The sequence below is a fragment of the Streptomyces sp. NPDC003720 genome (genome assembly GCF_042875075.1).
GTDB lineage: Bacteria > Actinomycetota > Actinomycetes > Streptomycetales > Streptomycetaceae > Streptomyces.
The window spans coordinates 16918-39566 of sequence record NZ_JBIANZ010000017.1; the positions used below are offsets into that span (position 1 = coordinate 16918).

Here is a 22649-nt window from a genome sequence, read left to right on the forward strand (position 1 = left end):
GTTGCTCAGTACGTCAGAAGGAAACCCGACCGTCCCAGGCCCGACCGGCAAGGAGACCAGCCCCCGTGTCCGTCCTCTCGAAGATCATGCGTGCAGGCGAAGGCAAGATCCTGCGCAAGCTGCACCGCATCGCGGACCAGGTCAACTCCATCGAAGAGGACTTCGTCGACCTCTCCGACGCCGAGCTGCGTGGCCTCACCGAGGAGTACAAGCAGCGGTACGCCGATGGTGAGAGCCTGGACGACCTCCTCCCGGAGGCGTTCGCCACCGTCCGCGAGGCGGCCAAGCGCGTCCTCGGCCAGCGGCACTACGACGTGCAGCTGATGGGCGGCGCCGCGCTCCACCTCGGCTACGTGGCGGAGATGAAGACCGGTGAGGGCAAGACCCTCGTCGGCACGCTGCCCGCCTACCTGAACGCCCTGTCCGGCGACGGCGTGCACCTCATCACCGTCAACGACTACCTGGCCGAGCGCGACTCCGAGATGATGGGTCGCGTCCACAAGTTCCTCGGCCTCGAGGTCGGCTGCATCCTCGCCAACATGACGCCGGCCCAGCGTCGCGAGCAGTACGCGTGCGACATCACCTACGGCACGAACAACGAGTTCGGCTTCGACTACCTGCGCGACAACATGGCGTGGTCCCAGGACGAGCTCGTCCAGCGCGGCCACAACTTCGCCATCGTCGACGAGGTCGACTCCATCCTCGTCGACGAGGCCCGTACGCCGCTGATCATCTCCGGCCCGGCCGATCAGGCCACCAAGTGGTACGGCGACTTCGCCAAGCTCGTCCTCCGCCTCAAGCGCGGCGAGGCCGGCAACCCGCTCAAGGGCATGGAGGAGACCGGCGACTACGACGTCGACGAGAAGAAGCGCACGGTCGCCATCCACGAGTCCGGTGTCAGCAAGGTCGAGGACTGGCTGGGCATCGACAACCTCTACGAGTCGGTGAACACCCCGCTCGTGGGCTACCTGAACAACGCCATCAAGGCCAAGGAACTGTTCAAGAAGGACAAGGACTACGTCGTCATCGACGGCGAGGTCATGATCGTCGACGAGCACACCGGCCGTATCCTCGCCGGCCGCCGCTACAACGAGGGCATGCACCAGGCGATCGAGGCGAAGGAAGGGGTGGACATCAAGGACGAGAACCAGACGCTCGCCACGATCACCCTGCAGAACTTCTTCCGCCTCTACAACAAGCTCTCCGGCATGACCGGTACGGCGATGACCGAGGCCGCCGAGTTCCACCAGATCTACAAGCTCGGCGTCGTCCCGATCCCGACCAACAAGCCGATGGTCCGCAAGGACCAGTCCGACCTGATCTACCGCACCGAGGTGGCCAAGTTCGAGGCGGTCGTCGACGACATCGCCGAGAAGCACGAGAAGGGCCAGCCGATCCTCGTCGGCACGACGTCCGTCGAGAAGTCGGAGTACCTGTCCCAGCAGCTCAGCAAGCGCGGCATCCAGCACGAGGTGCTGAACGCCAAGCACCACGAGCGTGAGGCGTCGATCGTCGCGCAGGCCGGCCGCAGGGGCGCCGTGACGGTGGCCACCAACATGGCCGGCCGTGGTACCGACATCAAGCTCGGCGGCAACCCCGAGGACCTCGCCGAGGCGGAGCTGCGGCAGCGCGGACTCGACCCCGAGGAGCACATCGAGGAGTGGGCGCACGCGCTGCCCGCCGCCCTGGAGAAGGCCGAGCAGGCGGTCCGGGCCGAGAAGGAAGAGGTCGAGGAGCTCGGCGGGCTGTACGTGCTGGGCACGGAGCGGCACGAGTCGCGCCGTATCGACAACCAGCTGCGCGGTCGTTCCGGCCGTCAGGGCGACCCCGGCGAGTCCCGCTTCTACCTCTCCCTCGGCGACGACCTGATGCGCCTGTTCAAGGCCCAGATGGTCGAGCGCGTGATGTCGATGGCGAACGTGCCGGACGACGTGCCGATCGAGAACAAGATGGTCACGCGGGCGATCGCGTCCGCGCAGTCGCAGGTCGAGCAGCAGAACTTCGAGACCCGTAAGAACGTCCTGAAGTACGACGAGGTGCTCAACCGGCAGCGCGAGGTCATCTACGGCGAGCGCCGCCGCGTCCTGGAGGGCGAGGATCTGCAGGAGCAGATTCAGCACTTCATGGACGACACGATCGACGCGTACGTCGGCGCGGAGACCGCCGAGGGCTTCCCCGAGGACTGGGACCTGGACCGGCTGTGGGGCGCCTTCAAGCAGCTCTACCCGGTGAAGATCACCGTCGAGGAGCTGGAGGACGCGGCCGGTGACCGGGCCGGTCTGACCGCCGAGTTCATCTCCGAGTCCATCAAGGACGACATCCACGAGCAGTACGCCTCCCGTGAGACGCAGCTCGGCTCCGAGATCATGCGTGAGCTGGAGCGGCGGGTCGTGCTGTCGGTCCTGGACCGCAAGTGGCGCGAGCACCTCTACGAGATGGACTACCTCCAGGAGGGCATCGGCCTGCGCGCGATGGCGCAGAAGGACCCGCTGGTCGAGTACCAGCGCGAGGGCTTCGACATGTTCACCGCCATGATGGAGGGCATCAAGGAGGAGTCCGTCGGCTACCTGTTCAACCTGGAGGTCCAGGTCGAGCAGCAGGTCGAGGAGGTGCCGGTCGAGGAGGCCGCGCCGGTCGCCGAGGGTGTCCAGGACCACGTGCCGGCTCAGGCGGGCGCGCGTCCGGAGATCCGGGCCAAGGGGCTGGACGTGCCGCAGCGGCGGGAGCTGCACTTCTCCGCGCCGACCGTGGACGGTGAGGGCGGCATCCTGGAGCGGGACCTCGAGGACGACGAGCCGGTTCGCTCCGAGTCGGACGGTCTTACGCGGGCGGAGCGGCGTCGGCAGGCCAAGGGCGGGCGGCGTCGTAAGAAGTAGGGGGTCCCTGCGGGGCTTCAGCTGAATGACTTGGGGCCAGGTTCCTTTCGGGAGCCTGGCCCCTTGTTCTTTGTGGCGCGCCTGCGGGGTGCGGCACGCATGCCCGCAGCTACGCGGCTCGGGGGCTAGGCGCGGGGCCTGGGGCCGAGTTCCACTGCTGTGCAGCGCCAGCGGTGGTCCGGGCCCTGTTCCAGGCGGAAGGCCATGGCGCGCAGGTGGTCGCCGGCGGCGATGCGGGCGAAGACCTCCAGGGCGCCGGCGCGGGGGACGTAGTAGCCGATGTCGCGGACGACGGGACGGGTGCCGCGGGTGCGCAGCGGTCCCCGTTCGGCCAGCCGGGCGAGCTCGTCGTAGGCGCGTCCCACGGTGTGCCGGAGCATCCAGTGGACGGGCCGCTGGCCGCTGAGAACGGCCAGCAGGCGGTCGGCGAAGACGTCGGTGGGGCGTGGTTGCGCCACGGCCGTCACGGGCGCTGTGGCGGCCCGGCCGCGGACCGGGTTGCGGGGCGGCGCGCCGCCCGGGCGACGGGAGTCGTGCCGGGTCGGGGGGCGGTGGCGTGGCCGGGGCTGAGCGGTGCCGCGGCTCATGACCTTGTTCATGGGTGTCCCCGTTCTGCGGGCCCGGAACGTACCGGGCGGTAACTCGCTGGTGGGGATCTTGTACGGGGGCGGAGGCCGGCATCGCAAGGAACGCCGGGGGCGTGGCGAGGGCCGCGCAGGTTCACTTATCCGGGTGATGCGGACCCCTGGGAAGCCGGTGGACGGGCGGTGCCACCGGGTGAGGTGCGAGGCGCCGGGTGGACGCCGCCGGGGGTGTGGGCGGGGACTCGAAAGGGGACGGGCGCACGTATCCTGAAGGCCCGTCGGACGACCAGGAAAGTGCGGCCAGCCATGCGCGTCTACGTCCCCCTGACCCTCCCCGGTCTCGCCGAGGCGCACAAGACCGGTGAGCTGGGGAGCGGCCCCTTCGTCGCGTACGGCGTCACGCCCGGGCTGCGCGAGTGGTACGTCTCGGACGACATCGAGGAGCTGGAGTACGCGGCGCTCAGCCGGGCCGCGCTGGCCTCGCTGCGACTGCTGGCGCGGGACTCCGGTGCCGCGCGGCGCCGGGTCGTGGTCGCGGTCGACGTGGCCGACGGCGCGGTCTCGGCGGACCCGGACCGTGCGCTCGACCAGGCCTCGCTCGGCGAGGTGACGGTGAGCGGCGCGGTGCCGCTCGCCAAGGCGGCCGCGGTGCACGTCGACGCCGGTGACGCGGAGGAGGACGTGACGGCCGCCGCGGCGGCGCTGGAGGCGGCCGACGGCGGGGACGACGACGCGCAGTTCGTCGTGGACGGGGCCGAGGACCACGAGCTGCTCTGGTACGCCACCCAGGAGATCCCCAACCTGGTGGACCGGGCCTGAGAAAGGCTGCCCGTACCCGGACCGTCCTTCATGGCCGGTGGGTCCTCATTGTCAGTGGGTGCGGGTACGGTCTTGGACATGGGGATGCACGCAGGCGCGCACATCGTCTGGGACTGGAACGGAACCCTCTTCCACGACAATGACGCGATCATCGGGGCGACGAACGCGGCCTTCGCCGAGCTGGGGCTGGCGCCGATCACGCTTGAGCAGTACCGGGCGCTGTACTGCGTACCGGTGCCGCGGTTCTACGAGCGGCTGCTCGGGCGGTTGCCCACGGACGCCGAGTGGGAGCTGATGGACGGCGTCTTCCACCGGTACTACACGGAGCACCGGGTGCGGTGCGGTCTCACCGAGGGGGCGGCCGAGCTCCTCGCCGGCTGGCGGTCCGAGGGGAACAGCCAGTCGCTGCTGAGCATGTACGGCCACGAGGAGCTGGTGCCGCTGGTGCGCGGCCTCGGCATCGAGGCGCACTTCCTGCGGGTGGACGGGCGCACGGGGCCGTCCGGAGGCAGCAAGGCCGAGCACATGGTGCGGCACCTGGAGGCGCTGACCGGGGTGCGGGCCACGCGGACCGTGGTGATCGGCGACGCGGCGGACGACGCGGTGGCCGCACGGCACGTGGGGGCGCGGGCGGTGCTGTACACCGGCGGGTCGCACAGCAGGGCCAGCCTCGAGGAGGCCGGGGTCCCGGTGGTGGACACGCTGGCCGAGGCGGTCGCGGAGGCGCAGCGAATAGCGGCGTGAGCGGAGCCGGCGGCGCCCCCGCGCTACGACGGGACGGTCGTCACGTCACCGGGGCCTTGGACCGCAGCACCGTGATGAACTCCCGCATCCAGGCCGGGTGGTCCGGCCAGGCGCGGGCCGAGACCAGGGTGCCGTCGACCACCGTCTCGGCGTCCTCGAAGTGGGCCCCGGCGGCCTGCATGTCGAGTTCCAGTGCGGGATAGGCGGTGACCCTGCGGCCGCTGAGGCTGTCGACGGCGGCGGTGAGCAGCGGGCCGTGGCAGATCTGCGCGACCGGCTTGTCCGCGTCGAAGAACGCCTTGAGGATCTTGCGCAGCTCGGGATCGTTGCGCAGATACTCGGGAGCGCGGCCGCCGGGGATGACGAGGGCCGCGTACTCACCGGGGTCGACCTCGGCGAAGGCGAGGTCGGCGGGCCAGGTGTAGCCGGGTTTCTCGGTGTAGGTGTCGAAGCCGGGCTCGAAGTCGTGGACGACGAAGCGGAGCGTCTTGCGGGTCGGGGCCGCGACGTGGACGTCGTAGCCTTCCTCGCGCAGACGCTGGTAGGGGTAGAGGACCTCGAGGGACTCCGCTGCGTCGCCGGTGATGATGAGGATCTTCGCGGGCATGTCGGCCTCCTGGGCGGGCACGGCCCCCCTGCGCGGGGACGGGCGCTGTCCTGGGCAAGGTGCCCGTACCCGGCGCGCTTGCCAAGAGGGCCCGTCGCTTTCAGGGTGCGGCCCGCCGGACCGCGACGCGACCCGGTGCGCCCGGCCCGCCGGTCCCGCGCCGGCGCGGCGCCACGCCCGGCCGCCGGATACGTCACCTGTCCCCGGCCCACCCCTGTGCAGAACGTCAAACTTCACCCCCCGGTTTTGTACACATACGGCTCATGACGACCCCCGGGTAAGGAGCGATAGCCTTGTGGCGTGATCAGCGCGATAGCTCGCGGGGGCGACGTTGCCCCTGCCCCGCGCCCGGGTTGCACGGAGCACCTCCGTGACCGGGCGGCGGTCGCTGGTCTTCGCGGGCGGGCCGGGGGCGCCGAAGCCCCCGGGATGCCGAGCACGGCCCACGAGCCGGCGGCGCCGAGAGCGGCGTCACACCCGGCGGGCGTGTCGAAAATGGCCGAATACCCCCCGCTCTTCTCACCTCGCGGCATAGCGTCGGATCGGACCGGACACCCCGGGCCGTGGCGTCGAGCCGGAGGGAAAGAGACCGTATTTCCTTCTACGTCACGCAACGGCGCGCGACAGGAGCCAGAGGACAATGCAGACCAAGCTGGACGAAGCCAAGGCCGAGCTGCTCGAACGGGCGGCCCGGGTAGCTGAGAACAGCCCGGTCGGGGGGCACCTACCGACCGGGACGACGGCGACGGGCGAGGGCGCGGCCGGCATCCCCGACAGCGAGGCCGGGCACGCGTTCCTCCAGCGCTACTACCTGCACACCGCCCCGGAAGACCTGTCGGACCGCGACCCGGTCGACGTCTTCGGCGCCGCGGTCTCGCACTACCGGCTCGCCGAGAACCGGCCGCAGGGCACCGCCAACGTCCGGGTGCACACCCCGACCGTGGAAGAGAACGGCTGGACCTGCAGCCACACCGTCGTGGAGGTCGTCACCGACGACATGCCCTTCCTCGTCGACTCGGTCACCAACGAGCTGACCCGGCAGGGCCGCGGCATCCACGTCGTCATCCACCCGCAGTTCGTCGTCCGGCGCGACGTCACCGGCAAGCTGATCGAGGTCCTGCCGACCTCGCCCACCGGCGACCTCCCGCACGACGCGCACATCGAGTCCTGGATCCACGTCGAGATCGACCGGGAGACCGACCGCTCCGACCTGAAGCAGATCACCGCCGACCTGCTGCGCGTCCTGTCCGACGTCCGGGAGGCCGTCGAGGACTGGGAGAAGATGCGCGACGCGGCCGCCCGCATCGCCGACGGCCTGGAGAGCGAGCCGCTGCCGGGCGACCTGCCCGCCGCCGAGGCCGAGGAGGCCCGCGAGCTGCTGCGCTGGCTCTCCTCCGACCACTTCACGTTCCTCGGCTTCCGCGAGTACGAGCTGCGCGGCGACGACTGCCTGGCCGCCGTGCCCGGCACCGGTCTGGGCATACTGCGCGCGGACCCGCACCACTCAGCGGACGACCAGCACCCCGTCAGCCCCTCCTTCGAGCGGCTGCCCGCCGACGCCCGCGCCAAGGCCCGCGAGCACAAGCTGCTCGTCCTGACCAAGGCCAACAGCCGCGCCACCGTGCACCGGCCGTCGTACCTGGACTACATCGGCGTCAAGAAGTTCGACGCGGACGGCAACGTCGTCGGCGAGCGCCGCTTCCTCGGCCTGTTCTCCTCCGCCGCCTACACCGAGTCGGTCCGCCGGGTCCCGGTCATCCGGCGCAAGGTCGACGAGGTCCTGCAGCGGGCCGGCTTCTCGCCGGAGAGCCACGACGGCCGCGACCTGCTCCAGATCCTGGAGACCTACCCGCGCGACGAGCTGTTCCAGACCCCGGTCGCCGAGCTGCAGGCCATCGCGACGAGCGTGCTGTACCTGCAGGAGCGCCGCCGGCTGCGGCTGTACCTGCGGCAGGACGAGTACGGCCGCTACTACTCGGCCCTCGTCTACCTCCCGCGCGACCGCTACACCACCGGCGTCCGGCTGCGGATCATCGACATCCTGAAGGAGGAGCTCGGCGGCATCAGCGTCGACTTCACCGCCTGGAACACCGAGTCGATCCTGTCCCGGCTGCACTTCGTCGTCCGGGTCCCGGCGGGCACCGAGCTGCCCCAGCTCTCGGACGCGGACAAGGAGCGCATCGAGGCGCGGCTGGTGGAGGCCGCCCGCTCCTGGGCCGACGCGTTCGCCGAGGCGCTCAACGCCGAGCTGGGCGAGGAGCGCGCCGCCGAGCTGCTGCGCCGCTACAACAACGCCTTCACCGAGGGCTACAAGGCCGACCACAGCCCGCGCGCGGCCGTCGCCGACCTGGTCCACCTCGAGCGGCTCAGCGAGGAGAAGGGCCACAACTTCTCCCTCAGCCTGTACGAGCCGGTCGGCGCCGCCCCCGACGAGCGCCGCTTCAAGATCTACCGCAGGGGCGACTCGGTCTCCCTGTCCGCGGTCCTGCCGGTGCTGCAGCGGCTCGGCGTGGAGGTCGTGGACGAGCGCCCGTACGAGCTGCGCTGCGCGGACCGCACCACCGCCTGGATCTACGACTTCGGCCTGCGCATGCCCAAGTCGCCGGCCGGCACCGACCACTTCGGCGACGACGCCCGTGAGCGCGTCCAGGAGGCCTTCGCCGCCACCTGGACCGGCAAGGCGGAGAACGACGGCTTCAACGCCCTCGTGCTGAGCGCCGGGCTGACCTGGCGGCAGGCCATGGTGCTGCGCGCGTACGCCAAGTACCTGCGGCAGGCCGGCTCCACCTTCAGCCAGGACTACATGGAGGACACCCTCCGCGACAACGTCCACACCACCCGGCTGCTCGTCTCCCTGTTCGAGGCGCGGATGTCGCCGGACCGGCAGAAGGCCGGCTCGGAGATCACCGACGCCCTGCTGGAGGAGCTGGACGCGGCGCTGGACCAGGTGGCGAGCCTCGACGAGGACCGCATCCTGCGCTCCTTCCTGACCGTCATCAAGGCCACGCTGCGCACGAACTTCTTCCAGGAGGCGCAGAGCGGCGAGCCGCACGACTACGTCTCCATGAAGTTCGACCCGCAGGCCATCCCCGACCTGCCCGCGCCGCGCCCGGCGTACGAGATCTGGGTGTACTCGCCGCGGGTGGAGGGCGTGCACCTGCGCTTCGGCAAGGTCGCCCGAGGCGGCCTGCGCTGGTCCGACCGCCGTGAGGACTTCCGCACCGAGATCCTCGGCCTGGTCAAGGCGCAGATGGTGAAGAACACCGTCATCGTGCCGGTCGGCGCCAAGGGCGGCTTCGTCGCCAAGCAGCTCCCGGACCCGAGCGTGGACCGGGACGCGTGGCTGGCCGAGGGCATCGCGAGCTACAAGACGTTCATCTCGGCGCTGCTCGACATCACCGACAACATGGTGGCCGGCGAGGTCGTCCCGCCGCGCGACGTCGTACGGCACGACGGCGACGACACCTACCTGGTGGTCGCGGCCGACAAGGGCACGGCGACCTTCTCGGACATCGCCAACGAGGTCGCCGAGAAGTACCACTTCTGGCTCGGCGACGCCTTCGCCTCCGGCGGCTCGGCCGGTTACGACCACAAGGGCATGGGCATCACCGCGCGCGGCGCCTGGGAGTCCGTGAAGCGGCACTTCCGCGAGCTGGGCGTGGACACGCAGAGCGAGGACTTCACGGTCGTCGGCATCGGCGACATGTCCGGTGACGTCTTCGGCAACGGCATGCTGCTCTCCGAGCACATCCGCCTGGTCGCCGCCTTCGACCACCGGCACATCTTCATCGACCCGAACCCGGACGCGGCCACCTCCTACGCCGAGCGCCGGCGCCTGTTCGAGCTGCCCCGCTCGAGCTGGGCCGACTACGACACCGCGCTGCTGTCGGCGGGCGGCGGGATCTTCCCGCGCACCGCGAAGGCGATCACGCTCAACGCGCACATCCGCCAGGCCCTGGGCATCGAGGAGAAGGTCTCCAAGATGACGCCGGCCGACCTGATGAAGGCCATCCTGCACAGCCCGGTGGACCTGCTGTGGAACGGCGGCATCGGCACGTACGTGAAGTCGTCGGCCGAGTCGAACGCCGACGTCGGCGACAAGGCCAACGACGCCATCCGCGTCGACGGCAGCGACCTGCGGGTCAAGGTCGTCGGCGAGGGCGGCAACCTGGGCCTGACCCAGCTCGGCCGCATCGAGTTCGCGCTGCACGGCGGCCGGATCAACACCGACGCGATCGACAACAGCGCCGGCGTGGACACCTCCGACCACGAGGTGAACATCAAGATCCTGCTCAACGGGCTGGTCACGGACGGAGACATGACCGTCAAGCAGCGCAACAAGCTGCTCGCCGAGATGACCGACGAGGTCGGCAGCCTGGTGCTGCGCAACAACTACGCGCAGAACACGGCGATCGCCAACGCGCTCGCCCAGTCCAAGGACATGCTGCACGCACAGCAGCGGTTCATCCGCCACATGGTCCGCGAGGGCCACCTCGACCGGGCGCTGGAGTTCCTGCCCACCGACCGCCAGATCCGTGAGCGCCTCACCCAGGGCCAGGGCCTGACCGGCCCGGAGACGGCCGTGCTGCTGGCGTACACGAAGATCACGGTCGCCGAGGAGCTGCTGCACACCTCGCTGCCGGACGACCCGTACCTGCGCACCCTGCTGCACGCCTACTTCCCGGCGGCGCTGCGCGAGCGGTTCCCCGAGGGCATCGAAAGCCACCCGCTGCACCGCGAGATCACCACGACCGTGCTGGTCAACGACACGGTCAACACGGGCGGTACGACGTACCTGCACCGGCTGCGCGAGGAGACCGGAGCCTCGCTGGAGGAGATCGTCCGCGCCCAGACCGCGGCCCGCGCGATCTTCTGCTCGGCGCCGGTGTGGGACGCGGTGGAGGAGCTGGACAACAAGGTCGAGGCGGCCGTCCAGACCCGCATCCGGCTGCACTCGCGCCGTCTGGTCGAGCGCGGCACCCGCTGGCTGCTCAACAACCGGCCGCAGCCGCTGCAGCTCGCCGAGACGGTGGAGTTCTTCGCCGAGCGGGTCGAGCAGGTCTGGCAGCAGCTGCCGAAGCTGGTGCGCGGCGCGGACCAGGAGTGGTACCAGCACGTCTTCGACGAGCTGTCCGCCGCCGGGGTCCCGGACGAGCTGGCCACCCGCGTGGCCGGGTTCTCCTCCGCCTTCCCGGCGCTCGACATCGTCTCGGTGGCCGACCGCATGGGCAAGGAGCCGCTGGACGTCGCCGAGGTGTACTACGACCTCGCCGACCGGCTCGGCATCACCCAGCTCATGGACCGCATCATCGAGCTGCCGCGCAACGACCGCTGGCAGTCCATGGCCCGCGCGGCGATCCGCGAGGACCTGTACGCCGCACACGCCGCGCTGACCGCCGACGTCCTGGCCGTCGGCAACGGCACCTCCACGCCGGAGCAGCGCTTCGACCTGTGGGAGCAGAAGAACGCCGCGCTGCTCTCCCGTGCGCGCACCACCCTGGTGGAGATCCGCGGTTCCGACGAGTTCGACCTCGCCAACCTGTCGGTGGCGATGCGGACCATGCGGACGCTGCTGCGCTCGCACTCGTAGCCACGGCGTCAGCCGTACGGCTGTGGAAGGCGCCCCGGGCCGGCCCAGGCCCGGGGCGCCTTCGTCCCTGCCCATTGGGGCGAATAGTCCGATTCCGGGCTTTCAGGACATTTCCGATAGGGTCTGGCCTGTGACAGCGACCTCACCGAGAACCGCCCGGCAGTGGTCGCGCGGGATGCGCCCCTGCCCGCCCGGCGCCGCCCGGGCCGGGCGGGCACTGCCCTCGGTCGCCGCGGCGCTCGTGCTGGTCCTGATGCTCCTGGTGATCGTCCGCCTGCCCTGGGCGGGCGATCTCGGCATGCACGCGGCGACCGTGCAGCGCCTGCGGCACAGCCTGCTGCACCCGGGCAACCCGCTGGTCGACGCCGACACGACGAGCCCGTACTACTCGCCCTGGATGCTCCTGCTGGGCTGTCTCGCCCGGGTGACCGGGCTGCCGGTGTTCCACGTGCTGCGGGTCGGCGCGCTCGTGGGGCTGGGGCTGCTGGCCACAGGCGTGTGGCGCTACGTCCGCACCCTCAGCGCCCACCGCGCGGCGCCCGCCCTGGCGTTTCTGAGCCTGGTCCTGCTGTGGGGCCCGCTGCTGTTCAACTGGAGCGGTTTCCTCGGCCTCAACTCCCTCGCGCTGACGGTGGCGTACCCCAGCGTCCTGGCCCTCGGGCTCTCGTTCCACTTCTGGGCGTGGCTCACCCGGGCGCTGCGCGCCGGGGCCGGCTGGGGCGGGTGGCTGGGCCTGGGCGCGCTCTGGGCGCTGATCCTGCTGTGCCACCAGTTCACCGGGGTCGTGGCCTCCCTCGGGGCGCTGGCCACGGTGATCGCCGCGCGGCCGGGCCGCGCCGAGTGGCCCCGGCTCGGCGCCGCGGCCGCCCTCGGCCTGGTGCTGCTGTGGGTGTGGCCGTACTACGACTTCTTCGCGCTGTTCGCCGCGGGCGCCGACCTCGAGGCGATCCACCGGTCGCTGTACGGGCATCTGGCCGGGCGGTTCGGGCTGGTGCTGCTCGGGGTGGCGGCCCTGGGGGCGCGGTGGCGGCGGGACCGCCGGGATCCGCTGGTGCTGTTCTTCCTGCTCGGCGTGGTGGTGTTCGCCGCGGGCGGGCTGACCGGGCACTACTCGTGGGGCCGGGCGCTGCCCGCCGCGCTGATCCCGGCCCAGCTCGCGGCCGCGCTGGAGGCCGTGTCGGCGGGGAGGCGGGCGGTGCGGGCCGGCTGGGCCTGTCTGCTGGGCGCCGCGCTGCTGGTGGGGGCGTGGACGCAGGTGGGGACGGTCGGCTACGTGACGGGGCGGGACGCGCTGCCGGGGCCCGTCGCGGCGAAGTACCGGACGCCTTGGGCCGGGTACCACTGGATCACGCCGTGGGTGAGGTACGGGGACGTGGTGATGGCGCGGACGATGGCCTCGCGGCAGATTCCGGCGTACGGGGCGTACACGGTGGCGCCTGGGTATCCCGACGTGTTCCTGCCGTCGGCGGGGGCTCGGGAGGCTGCGGAGCGGCGGTACTTCTCCGAGGGCTCCAGGGGCTCGGGGGGCTCCGGGGCTGCGGCTGTGCGGCGGGGTGTGTTGCGGGAGTACGGGGTGCGGTGGGTTGTCGGGGGGCGGGGGGATGCGGAGCCGTGGTTGCGGCGGGTGGCTGGGGGGCCTGGGGGGCAGGTGCTGTACGAGGTGGTGCGGTGAGGGTGTTGCTGGCCGGGGGGAGGTGAGCGGTGTTTCCGGGTGAACGGTGTTGGTGCGAGCCGGGGGCGTTTCGCTTGCCCGCGCTCGCCGGGTGCCTCCCCCACTCTCGACTTCGCTCGAGCGGGGGACCCCCACCGCCCACCCGTGCCGTCCTTAGCGGCACGCATTGCCCGCAGCTAGGAGCCCTGTGGCTGGGCGGGCGCGCGTGCCCGCCGTTGGGCGGGCCTGGTGCCTGTGGCTGGGCGGGCGCGCGTGCCCGCAGTTGGGCGGGCCCGGTGTCTGCGGTCGGGTGGGCGTGCGTGCCCGCGGCTAGGGGCGGCCGGTGTCTGCGGCTGGGCGGCTCGCCGCCTGCAGTTGTGCGCGCGCCTGCCCGCCCTTGGGCTAGCCAGGGCGGGCGTGGCTGTGGGGCGTTACTTCAGGAGGCTGGCGGCCAGGCGGGCTGCGTTTCGGAGTTTGGGGTGGGCGAGTTTCCGGGTCAGGGGGCGGACCACGTGGGCCGTCAGGGAGCGGGGGCTCCAGCGGATCTGCAGGCGGCCGGGGTTGCGGCCCTCGGGTTCGATGGTGAGTTCGTGGGCCGTGAGGCCCGCGCGGTGATCGACCCGGGCCCGCGCCGAGGGGAAGTCCAGCGGGGCCAGCAGCAGGCCCGAGTTGGCCAGGCCCTGCTGTGACAGGCGGAGCAGCGGGTGGCGCACTCCGTCGAAGCCCTGCACGGGCAGCGGTGCCGCCGCCAGGTCCAGTCGGACCCGGCCCTCGAAGACGCCCGGCCGCACCGGGTCCAGCCGGAACGGGACGGTCAGACGGCGCCGGCCGGGGCTCAGCACCAGGCTCGCGCGCTGCGGCCCCACCGGGAGCCGCAGGCCGGGGTCGAACGTGCGGATGGTCAGGTCGATACAGGCGCCCGGGCCCCGGGTGAGCTCGGTGATCTCGTGGCGGAACTGGGCGCTGGTGAACGGCTTGGTGTCCAGTTCCAGGTCGGAGATGTCCAGTTCACGGCGGCCCCGGTCGGTCGCGGGGAGCGTGTCGCCCCAGTAGGCGGCGCCGGACGGGCCGGCGGTGACGTGCCGCGGGGCCACGTTGTGGCCGAGGCCGCGCGCCGCCAGCCGGACGTCGGACAGGCGCCCGTCGCGCAGCAGTTCGAGCACCACCCGCTCCGCGCGGGGCAGCCGGACGAAGGCGCCGTCCGCGAGCGTGTCCAGGTACGGGTTCATGACCTGCGCGAACTCCCCGAGCCACGCGTCCTCCCGGTACGGCAGGTCGCCCGCGTACATCCGGAAGTCGTGCTTGAGGAACTTGAAGTCCTTGTCCTCGCGGAGCACCGCGTGCCCGCTCTCGACCAGGAAGTCGTCGATCAGGCGCTGTACGTGCACCCGGTCGCGGACGTTGGAGATCTTGTGCCGCTGGTTGGAGATGGACGCCGCCGCCTGCTCGGCGAACGGCTCGATGTACCAGACGTACACCGGGTCCGGGATGATCGTGAACGCCTTCGCCAGGCAGTAGGCCTGCGCCGAGAAGAGCTGGTCCTCGTAGTGGATGCCCTCGGGGAAGCGGAGTTCGTGGCGGTCAAGGAACGCCCGCGCGTACATCTTGCTCGTCGACAGGTGCTCGAACAGCAGCCGCGGGTCGGCCTCGATGCCGTCCAGCGTGCGGCGCTCGGCGACCAGGTGCGGCATCCAGGTCGAGCGGCGCCCGTTGTCCACCCGGACCCGCCGCACCGCGCCCATGGCGAAGTCCACCTCGCGTTCGCGGTGCGCGGTGAGCAGCGACTCGACGGCGCGGGGCGGGAGTTCGTCGTCGCTGTCCAGGAACATCAGGTACGGCGCCCGGGCGATCTCGATGGCCCGGTTGCGCGGTGCGCTGCAGCCGCCGCTGTTCTCCGGCAGGCGGAGGTAGCGGATGCGGTGGTCGCGCGCGGCCAGCTCCCGTGCCACGGCGGGCGTGTCGTCGGTGGAGTGGTCGTCGCTGATGACGATCTCGATGTTGGCGTGGGTCTGGGCGCGCAGCGAGGCGACCGCGCGGGGGAGGCGGGCCGCGTCGTTGTAGACGATGACGGTGACCGTGACGTCGGGGAGCGTCATGCGCCGGCCTCCTCGGGGCTCGGGGCGGGGGTGCGTCTCTCCAGCGGGATCACCGGGGGCAGCGCCTCCTCGGGTTCGCCGAGGAAGACGCGTCGTACGACCCGCTCGGCGGCGCGTCCGTCGTCGTACTCGCAGAACCGGCGCCGGAAGGCGGCCCGCGCCTTCGCCGCGCTCTCGTCGCGCCAGGCGCCCGACGTGAGGATCTCGGTCAGCTCCTCCTGGGTGCGGGCGACCTGGCCCGGGTGGTCGGCCATCAGGTCGAAGTAGACGCCCCGGGTGGTGCGGTACGTCTCCCAGTCGTCGGCGTGGATCACGATCGGCCGGTCCAGGTTGGCGTAGTCGAACATGATCGACGAGTAGTCCGTGACCAGCGCGTCGGCGGCCAGGCACAGCTCCTCGACCGGGTCGTAGGAGGAGACGTCGATGATCCGGCCGGACCGGCGCAGACCGGTGAGCGGGGAGGCCGCGCCGCCGTAGAAGTAGTGGGCGCGCACCAGCAGGACCGTGTCACCGCCGAGCCGGTCGGCCAGCGCGGCGAGGTCGAGCCTCGGGGTGAAGCCGGCCTCGTAGTCGCGGTGCGTGGGGGCGTAGAGGACGGCTCTCGCGCCGGGGGCGATGCCCAGCCGCTCACGGGCGGCGCGGACCTCGGCGGCGCCGCTCGTGTAGAAGACGTCGTTGCGCGGATAGCCGTGGTCCAGCGAGGTGTAGCGGGCCGGGTACGCGCGCTCCCACATCCGGGTGGAGTGGCTGTTGGCGCTGACGCTGTAGTCCCACTTGTCGACGCGGGCCAGCAGGGCGGCGAAGTCCAGGCCCTTGGCGGCGGCCGGGTGGTCGCGCTGGTCCAGGCCCATGCGCTTGAGCGGGGTGCCGTGGTGGGTCTGGAGGTGGACCGCCTCGGGGCGCTTGACGACCGCGTTGGGGAAGTTGACGTTGTTCGTCAGGTACTTGGCGGTGGCCAGCGTCTCCCAGTAGCGGCGGGTGCCGGGGATCACGTGGTCGGTGCCGGGGGGCAGCAGGGCCGCGTTCTCCTTGCTCACCACCCACACCCGGCGGATGTGCGGGGCGAGTTCGCCGAGCCGGGCCGCGATCGCGGCCGGGTTGCAGGCGACCCCGCGCTCCCAGTAGGCCGCGAACACGGCGAGTCCGGGGTCCACCGGGCGGCTCAGCGCCCTGCGGTACTGCTGGTCGCGGACCTTCGCGCCCAGTTGCCGCTTGCGCTCGCGTACCGCCTTCCGGGCGGCGCGCCGGGTGCGGTTGGCGGCCTGGAAGGCGCGGTACCTGGTGTAGGCGCCGTCCTCCAGCAGGGTGTGCCGGACGCCTTCCAGGCCGGCCGGGCGGTGGTGGTTCTCGGGGCGCCAGCGGACCGCGGCCAGCGAGGCCCGGCGGAAGAACTCGCGGGCCACCGCATCGGGCAGGTCCTCCCGGGCGAAGGTGCGCAGCAGGTCGCGGACCATCAGGTCGTACAGCACCGCGCGGGCCGCGCGGCGGTCCCGGGTGAGCGGGAGCAGGGACTCGTAGCGGTCGACGAGCGCGTACCGGTCCTCGGGGGCGAGGGGCGGCAGGCTCTCGGGGCGCAGCCGGCGGTCGTCGTACGCCACCTGGTTCAGGCAGGCGACGCGGCCGGCGCGCAGCAGGGCCGCGTAGGCCGCGTACGGCTCGTCGTCGGTGGTGAGCAGGTCCTCGTGCGCCCGCCAGAACTCGGCGCGCAGGGCGCGGGTGCCGAGCAGCGGGGCGAGGCGCAGCAGGTCGGCCGCGTCGTCCAGGGCCAGGGCGGCGCGGCCGGCGGCGGCGAGGTGACGGCCGCCGGAGGACGGGGCCGCCGCGGTCCGCCAGGTGGTGGTGACGTGGTCGAAGAGGAGCACGTCGACCGTGTCGTCCAGCTCCGCGGCGCGCTCGGCGACCGTCCGGGACGCCCCGGCGGGCAGACCGTCCTTGGCGTGCACGAAGTGCAGCCAGCGGCCGGACGCCCGGGCCGCTCCCGCGGCCCGGGCCGCGCCGTCGCCGGTGCCCTCCGGCAGCGGCACCACGATCGTCTCCGGGGCGTGCTCCTCGGCCGTCTCCCGGGCCCAGTCGCCGACGGCGGCGACGATCACCTCGATGTCCGGTAGTGGGCGGGTCTCCAGCGCGGCCAGCAGCTCGGTCAGGTGTCCTTGGGTGTTCGGCCCGTGGACGATGACGCTGAGGTGTGGCATCGCGGAGGCTCCTTGCGCTCGCCGTCTCTGGTGGGCACCTTTCATAACATACTGTCACTAGCGGTATGAAAAGGATAACCACGCCCGAGGTAAGGGCGTCCGCGAGCGCGGCCCCACTGGGAGAACGAGCGTCCGGGGCCGGGGTTTCGGCGTTACGGCGTGGTCGCGGGCGCCTTGGGGGCCGCCTTCTTCGCCGGCCTGCGGGCCGGCTTGTCGCTCTTGTCGCCGGTGAAGGCCTCGTACTCCTTCAGTACGTCGTCCGTCGCCCCGTCCATGCGCAGCTCACCGCGTTCGAGCCACAGCACCCGCTCGCAGGTGTCCCGGATCGACTTGTTGTTGTGGCTGACCAGGAAGACCGTGCCCGCGTGCTTGCGCAGCTCGCGGATGCGGGCCTCGGAGCGCTTCTGGAAGGAGCGGTCGCCGGTGGCCAGGGCTTCGTCGATCAGCAGGACGTCGTGGTCCTTGGCGGCGGCGATGGAGAAGCGCAGCCGGGCCGCCATGCCGGAGGAGTACGTGCGCATCGGCAGGGTGATGAAGTCGCCCTTCTCGTTGATCCCGGAGAACTCGACGATCTCCTCGTAGCGCTGCTTGACCTCCTCGCGGGACATGCCCATGGCCAGGCCGCCGAGGTGGACGTTGCGCTCGCCGGTGAGGTCGTTCATCAGCGCCGCGTTGACGCCGAGGAGCGAGGGCTGGCCGTCGGTGTAGATGTGCCCGTTCTCCACGGGCAGCAGGCCGGCGACCGCCTTCAGCAGCGTCGACTTGCCCGAGCCGTTGGTGCCGATGAGGCCGATGGCCTCACCCTTGTAGGCGACGAACGACACCTTCTTGACGGCGTGCACCTTGCGCACGCCCGCCGCCTTCTCGGCCTGCTGGCGCCGCAACATGCGGTTGAGGGCCGCAGTGGCGGTGCCGCGCCCCGCACCGGTGCCGTTGACCCGGTAGACGATGTCGACCCGGTCGGCGACGACGGTGGGGATCTGCTCGCTGGTGGTCCCGGTCTGCTCAGCCACGGCCGTAGGTCTCCTCAGCCTTCCAGAAGTAGATGAAGCCGCCGACCCCGGCGAGCAGGGCCCAGCCCGTCGCGACCGCCCACACGTGCGGGGGCAGGGTGTGGAAGCTGTCGATCAGCGCGAACCGCATCAGGTCGATGTAGACGGCCGCCGGGTTCAGCTCCAGCAGCAGCTTGACGATGTGCGGCAGGTGGTCGTTCTTGTCGATCTTGTCGATGCTCCACATCACGCCGGACACGTACATCCAGGTCCGCAGCACGAACGGCATGAGCTGCGCGATGTCGGGGGTCTTGGCGCCCATGCGGGCCATGACCATCGACACGCCGGCGTTGAACGTGAACTGGAGCACCAGGGCGGGGATCGCCAGCACCCAGGAGGCGGCGACCGGGACGCCGAAGCAGAGCAGGATGACGACCAGCGCGGCCATCGAGAACAGCAGCTGCTGGAGCTGCTGGAGCGCGAAGGAGATCGGCAGCGCGGCGCGCGGGAAGTGCAGGGCGCGGACCAGGCCGAGGTTGCCGGCGATGGCCCGGGTGCCCGCCATGATCGAGCTCTGCGTGAACGTCCAGATGAACACGCCCGTGACCAGGAACGGCACGTAGTCGGGGACGTTGTGCTTGGTGCCGAGCAGCACGCCGAAGATGAAGTAGTAGACCGCCGCGTTCAGCAGCGGGGTCATGACCTGCCAGACCTGGCCGAGCTTCGCCTGGCTGTACTGGGCGGTGAGCTTGGCGGTGGCGAAGGCGGTGATGAAGTGGCGGCGAGCCCAGAGCTGCCGGACGTACGCCGGCAGGGAGGGGCGGGCGCCGCTGACCGTCAGACCGTGCCGGGCGGCCAGCGCCGCGAGGTCGTCCTCGGCCGGGACCTGGGTCGGGGGCGGTGTGTGGAGGACCTGACTCACATCCGCTGCTTTCGCTCGGGGGAGGGGGGTGCGTCCGGCGTTCGCCGGGCCTGAGCGGTCCCCGTCCGTCGTCCGGCGTTTCCTTACGCTTCTCTTCACGTTCTCTTACGTCGGGACGGGACCGTATCGTCGCAACGTGAGAGTAGAACCATCGAACGTCGGAACGCAACCGTTTCGTCGTAACGCCCTATGCTGGTCCGTATGACGACGAACGCCGACGAGACCCCGAAGCGTCCGCGCCGCCGGGCCCCAGCGGGGGCCGCCGTGCTCCGGGAGGACGTGACCGAGGCCATCCGGGCGGCCGTCTTCGAGGAGCTGGCGGCCGTCGGGTACGCCAGGATGTCCATCGAGGGGATCGCGCGGCGGGCCGGCGTCGGCAAGACGGCGGTGTACCGCCGGTGGCGTTCCAAGCTGCACCTGGTGCTGGACGTGGTCTCCGCGCTGGCCGTGCTGGGGCTCCCGGTCCCGGACACCGGCTCGCTGGAGGGCGACCTCCGCCTGCTCTACGGCTTCACGTCCCGCGCCCTGCGCCACCCCGTCGCCTCGCAGATCATCCCCGACCTCCAGGCGGAGGCGGCCCGCAGTCCGGAGATCGCCGAGGCGCTGCAGAAGGCGGTGCGGGACGGCCAGGACTCGGTGGCCAGCAGGATCGTGGCCGCGGCGGAGCAGCGCGGCGAGGTGCGGTCCGGAGTGGACACCGACCTCGCCCTCGACCTGATCTCCGGGCCCCTCTACTGGCGCTCGGTGGTGATCCGTTCCCCCAAGCTCCCGAAGAACTACCTGGACGACCTGGCCCGCGCCACCGCGGCGGCCCTCACCGCGCTGTGACCGGGTCCGGAGGCCGGCGGACCCGGAGGCCTGCGGGCCCGGAGGCCTGCGGGCCCGGCGGCCCGCTCCGCGGGGCGCCCTAGGAGCGCGCCGCCTCCGGGTGCAGATGCGTCCAGCCCTCCCAGGCCGAGGCGATCATGTCCTGGACGTCGCGCTTGGCCCGCCAGCCCAGTTCGGTGCCGATGCGGTCGGCCGACCCCACCACGCGGGCGGGGTCGCCGGGGCGGCGGGCGGTGACGGTCGGGGGCCGGTCGTAGCCGGTGACCGCGTTGACCCGGTCGATCATCTCGCGCACCGACACGCCCTCGCCGCGGCCGATGTTGAGGGTCAGGTCGCGGCCCGGATCGGACTGCAGGGCGCGGGCGACCGTCACATGGGCCTCGGCCAGGTCGGCCACGTGGATGTAGTCGCGGACGCAGGTGCCGTCGGGGGTCGGGTAGTCGTCGCCGAAGATCCAGGGCGGCGCGCCCGCGGTGAGCTTCTCGAAGATCATGGGGACGAGGTTGGAGACGCTCGTGTCGGCCAGCTCGGGGGCGGCCGCGCCCGCGACGTTGAAGTAGCGCAGGGACGCGGTCGCGAGTCCGGTCGCCCGGCCCGTCGCGCGGACCAGCCACTCGCCGGCGAGCTTGGTCTCGCCGTAGGGGGAGAGCGGGCGGCAGGGGGTCTCCTCGGTGACCGGGTCCACGTCCGGCGTGCCGTACACCGCGGCGGACGAGGAGAACACGAAGGACGTGACCTCGGCCGCCACCGCGGCCTCCAGCAGGACGCGCAGACCCTCCACGTTCTCCCGGTAGTACCGCAGCGGCTGCTCCATCGACTCGCCCACCTGCTTCTTGGCCGCCAGGTGGACGACGCCGGTGATCTCGTGCGCGGCGAGCGTACGGGCCAGGGCCGCGGTGTCCAGGACCGAGCCCCGCACCAGGGGCACCCCGTCCGGCACGCGCGCCGCCGCGCCGGTGGACAGGTCGTCGTAGACCACCGTCCGCTCGCCCGCCTCGGCCATCGCGCGGACGACGTGCGCCCCGATGTAACCGGCGCCGCCGGTGATCAGCCAGGTCATAGCGACCGTCCCCTCGTCAGTGGCCGGCCGGTGGCGGCCGGCGGCTGTTGACTGCTGGACGTCAGTGAAGCAGGCGGCGCAGCCGGTCGCGGGCCACTGTGGCGACTCCGTGTGTCCCGGCCGCCACGCGCAGTGCCAGGGCGCCGGAGTGCGTGGCGTACGGCTGGACCAGCAGCAGGCCGTGCCGGGCGCTCGGGACGACACGGCGGCGCAGCCGCCCGGCGCCCGCGAGGGCGTGCGCGGTGAGGTCGCGTGCCGTGCCGTCCGCGAACCGCACCGTCAGGCGCAGGTCCCAGGTGCCCGCTCCGAGCGCGGCCAGGTCGACGGGCGCCTCGGCCGACCAGCCCTCCGCTCCGGCGGGCGCGAGGGCCGTCGTGACGCGCTGGGCGGGCCGCCCGTCCTGCCGGGACCGCCACTCCACGTCCAGCTCCCGCGGTCCGGCCGCGGCCAGCCGTCCGTACAGCTCGTGCAGCCGCAGGCGGAGCCGGCTGTCCCGCGCGCGCGGGCGCAGTTCCGCGTCCAGCGCGAGGGGGAGGACGCCGGCGGGCCGGGTGAGCAGGGGCGCGAGGGTGACCTGGGGCAGCTCGGGTGACCAGACGGGTGTGCCGTCGGCGGTGCGGGCGTAGGGCGGCAGCAATCGGGCGGGGCGGGCGGCGAGTTCCCTGAGGCGTGGCAGGTCGCGCGGCTCGGGCGACTCCAGGACGACCCGGCCCAGCAGCCGCCCCGGGGCCGCCGGGTTCAGCTCCCAGTCGGCGGCGTCGTAGCGCGCCAGGTACTCACGGGTGTGCGCCCACCACGCGCGCCGGTAGTGCGCGTCGCGCAAGCCCAGTTCGCGCGCGTACATGCGCAGCTCGTGGTCGAGGAACTTGGCCCGCGCGGCCCGCGCCAGCACCTTCTGCCCGGCGCTCAGCAGGATGTCGTACGCCAGCGCGCACGCCTGCGTGCGCGCCTGCCAGTTGCCGATGTCCTCGCGGTCCAGGGAGAGCGAGAGCCGCTCGGCCGACCGGCGCACGTGCCACACGTACACGCGGTCCGGCACGAGCGCGACGCGCGGCGCGGCGGCCAGCACGCGCGCGGTGAAGACGAAGTCCTCGTAGAGGAAGCGGCCTTCGGGGAAGCGGATGCCGTGCTCGCGCAGGAAGCCGGTCCGGTACAGCTTGTTGACGCACAGGGTGTCGTGGACGAGCCGGGGGCGCTGGGAGGGGCGCGCGAGGACGGCGGGCGCCGTGTAGAGCGCCGCCTGCCACGGCTGTTCGCGCCCGGAAGGCAGCTCCCGGCGCACGCAGAGGCCGCCCGCGACCTCGGCGCGCGCCTCGGTGGCGGCCGTCAGCAGCGCGTCCACCGCGCCGGGCGGCAGCACGTCGTCGCTGTCGAGGAACATCACGTACGGCATCGTCACCGCCTCGATCCCGGTGTTGCGCGGGGTGCCGCAGCCGCCACTGTTCACGCCCCGGCGCACCACCCGCAGCCGGGGCTCCCCGGCGGCCAGCCGTTCCAGCAGCTCGGCGCTGCCGTCCGTCGAGCAGTCGTCCACGGCGACCACCTCGCCGACGGACGGTCCCTGGGCGAGCGCCGAGCGTACGGCGTCGGCGACGTGCGCGGCGTCGTCGTAGCCGATGACGACGACACCGACCTGGGGTGCCGGATGCGGGTCGTGCGGTTCTGTACTCATGGGGTCCACGGGCCGG

The 22649-nt window shown here is 72.1% G+C and carries 14 protein-coding genes; 6 read left to right on the forward strand and 8 right to left on the reverse strand.

The features are described from left to right. The first annotated feature begins 65 nt into the window (after window positions 1-65). Complete coding sequence (gene secA, locus ACFYU0_RS34055; protein WP_351665377.1) at window positions 66-2876, forward strand: preprotein translocase subunit SecA; 2811 nt, start codon at window positions 66-68, stop codon at window positions 2874-2876. A 125-nt stretch (window positions 2877-3001) separates the two neighbouring features. On the opposite strand, the gene ACFYU0_RS34060 is transcribed toward secA, so the two are convergent. Then, window positions 3002-3475, reverse strand: a complete 474-nt coding sequence (locus ACFYU0_RS34060) for an Rv3235 family protein (RefSeq protein WP_389306216.1) — start codon at window positions 3473-3475, stop codon at window positions 3002-3004. A 291-nt stretch (window positions 3476-3766) separates the two neighbouring features. Between ACFYU0_RS34060 and ACFYU0_RS34065 the strand changes: the two genes are divergently transcribed. Together ACFYU0_RS34065 and ACFYU0_RS34070 are read left to right on the forward strand one after the other, a co-directional pair. Beyond that, window positions 3767-4279, forward strand: a complete 513-nt coding sequence (locus tag ACFYU0_RS34065; RefSeq protein ID WP_351665373.1) for a DUF6912 family protein — start codon at window positions 3767-3769, stop codon at window positions 4277-4279. A gap of 78 nt (window positions 4280-4357) precedes the next feature. Beyond that, on the forward strand, window positions 4358-5023 hold the full coding sequence (locus ACFYU0_RS34070) for an HAD family hydrolase (protein WP_351665371.1): 666 nt from the start codon (window positions 4358-4360) through the stop codon (window positions 5021-5023). A 40-nt stretch (window positions 5024-5063) separates the two neighbouring features. Here the strand turns inward: ACFYU0_RS34070 and ACFYU0_RS34075 are convergent, their stop codons facing one another. After that, the gene (locus ACFYU0_RS34075; protein ID WP_351665369.1) at window positions 5064-5630 is read right to left on the reverse strand and encodes a DJ-1/PfpI family protein; all 567 of its coding nucleotides are present in this window, start codon (window positions 5628-5630) and stop codon (window positions 5064-5066) included. 640 nt (window positions 5631-6270) lie between these two features. Between ACFYU0_RS34075 and ACFYU0_RS34080 the strand changes: the two genes are divergently transcribed. Both ACFYU0_RS34080 and ACFYU0_RS34085 read left to right on the forward strand, forming a co-directional pair. After that, the gene (locus tag ACFYU0_RS34080; RefSeq protein WP_389306219.1) at window positions 6271-11220 is read left to right on the forward strand and encodes an NAD-glutamate dehydrogenase; all 4950 of its coding nucleotides are present in this window, start codon (window positions 6271-6273) and stop codon (window positions 11218-11220) included. 175 nt (window positions 11221-11395) lie between these two features. After that, on the forward strand, window positions 11396-12892 hold the full coding sequence (locus ACFYU0_RS34085) for a hypothetical protein (RefSeq protein ID WP_389306311.1): 1497 nt from the start codon (window positions 11396-11398) through the stop codon (window positions 12890-12892). Between the two features lie 410 nt (window positions 12893-13302). Here the strand turns inward: ACFYU0_RS34085 and ACFYU0_RS34090 are convergent, their stop codons facing one another. The 4 genes from ACFYU0_RS34090 to ACFYU0_RS34105 all read right to left on the reverse strand — a co-directional run bounded on the left by ACFYU0_RS34090 (window position 13303) and on the right by ACFYU0_RS34105 (window position 19073). Next, window positions 13303-14967 carry a glycosyltransferase family 2 protein gene (locus ACFYU0_RS34090; RefSeq protein ID WP_389306221.1) on the reverse strand — a complete coding sequence of 555 codons (1665 nt, stop codon included), beginning with the start codon at window positions 14965-14967 and terminating at the stop codon, window positions 13303-13305. Continuing rightward, window positions 14964-17159, reverse strand: a complete 2196-nt coding sequence (locus tag ACFYU0_RS34095) for a CDP-glycerol glycerophosphotransferase family protein (RefSeq protein WP_389306223.1) — start codon at window positions 17157-17159, stop codon at window positions 14964-14966. The genes ACFYU0_RS34090 and ACFYU0_RS34095 overlap by 4 nt, the downstream gene beginning before the upstream one ends. Window positions 17160-17311: 152 nt before the next feature. Beyond that, on the reverse strand, window positions 17312-18172 hold the full coding sequence (locus tag ACFYU0_RS34100) for an ABC transporter ATP-binding protein (RefSeq protein WP_389306225.1): 861 nt from the start codon (window positions 18170-18172) through the stop codon (window positions 17312-17314). Further along, window positions 18165-19073: an ABC transporter permease gene (locus ACFYU0_RS34105; protein WP_351665359.1), complete on the reverse strand. Its 909-nt coding sequence runs from the start codon at window positions 19071-19073 to the stop codon at window positions 18165-18167. The genes ACFYU0_RS34100 and ACFYU0_RS34105 overlap by 8 nt, the downstream gene beginning before the upstream one ends. A gap of 201 nt (window positions 19074-19274) precedes the next feature. Here ACFYU0_RS34105 and ACFYU0_RS34110 point away from each other — a divergent pair, with 201 nt between their 5' ends. Then, window positions 19275-19901, forward strand: a complete 627-nt coding sequence (locus ACFYU0_RS34110) for a TetR/AcrR family transcriptional regulator (protein ID WP_389306227.1) — start codon at window positions 19275-19277, stop codon at window positions 19899-19901. Window positions 19902-19980: 79 nt separating this feature from the next. Here ACFYU0_RS34110 and galE read toward each other — a convergent pair whose 3' ends face one another. Then, window positions 19981-20961, reverse strand: coding sequence for a UDP-glucose 4-epimerase GalE (gene galE, locus ACFYU0_RS34115; protein WP_389306229.1), 981 nt, complete (start codon window positions 20959-20961; stop codon window positions 19981-19983). Window positions 20962-21022: 61 nt separating this feature from the next. After that, on the reverse strand, window positions 21023-22633 hold the full coding sequence (locus ACFYU0_RS34120) for a glycosyltransferase (protein WP_389306231.1): 1611 nt from the start codon (window positions 22631-22633) through the stop codon (window positions 21023-21025). Window positions 22634-22649: the final 16 nt, after the last annotated feature.

Excerpts from the sequence above, each read along its gene's own strand:
- ACFYU0_RS34060 (WP_389306216.1), bottom strand. The coding sequence starts at position 3,475 with ATGAACAAGGTCATGAGCCGCGGCACCGCTCAGCCCCGGCCACGCCAC.
- ACFYU0_RS34065 (WP_351665373.1), top strand. The coding sequence starts at position 3,767 with ATGCGCGTCTACGTCCCCCTGACCCTCCCCGGTCTCGCCGAGGCGCAC.
- ACFYU0_RS34070 (WP_351665371.1), top strand. The coding sequence starts at position 4,358 with ATGGGGATGCACGCAGGCGCGCACATCGTCTGGGACTGGAACGGAACC.
- ACFYU0_RS34075 (WP_351665369.1), bottom strand. The coding sequence starts at position 5,630 with ATGCCCGCGAAGATCCTCATCATCACCGGCGACGCAGCGGAGTCCCTC.
- ACFYU0_RS34080 (WP_389306219.1), top strand. The coding sequence starts at position 6,271 with ATGCAGACCAAGCTGGACGAAGCCAAGGCCGAGCTGCTCGAACGGGCG.
- ACFYU0_RS34085 (WP_389306311.1), top strand. The coding sequence starts at position 11,396 with ATGCGCCCCTGCCCGCCCGGCGCCGCCCGGGCCGGGCGGGCACTGCCC.
- ACFYU0_RS34090 (WP_389306221.1), bottom strand. The coding sequence starts at position 14,967 with ATGACGCTCCCCGACGTCACGGTCACCGTCATCGTCTACAACGACGCG.
- ACFYU0_RS34095 (WP_389306223.1), bottom strand. The coding sequence starts at position 17,159 with ATGCCACACCTCAGCGTCATCGTCCACGGGCCGAACACCCAAGGACAC.
- ACFYU0_RS34110 (WP_389306227.1), top strand. The coding sequence starts at position 19,275 with ATGACGACGAACGCCGACGAGACCCCGAAGCGTCCGCGCCGCCGGGCC.
- galE (WP_389306229.1), bottom strand. The coding sequence starts at position 20,961 with ATGACCTGGCTGATCACCGGCGGCGCCGGTTACATCGGGGCGCACGTC.
- ACFYU0_RS34120 (WP_389306231.1), bottom strand. The coding sequence starts at position 22,633 with ATGAGTACAGAACCGCACGACCCGCATCCGGCACCCCAGGTCGGTGTC.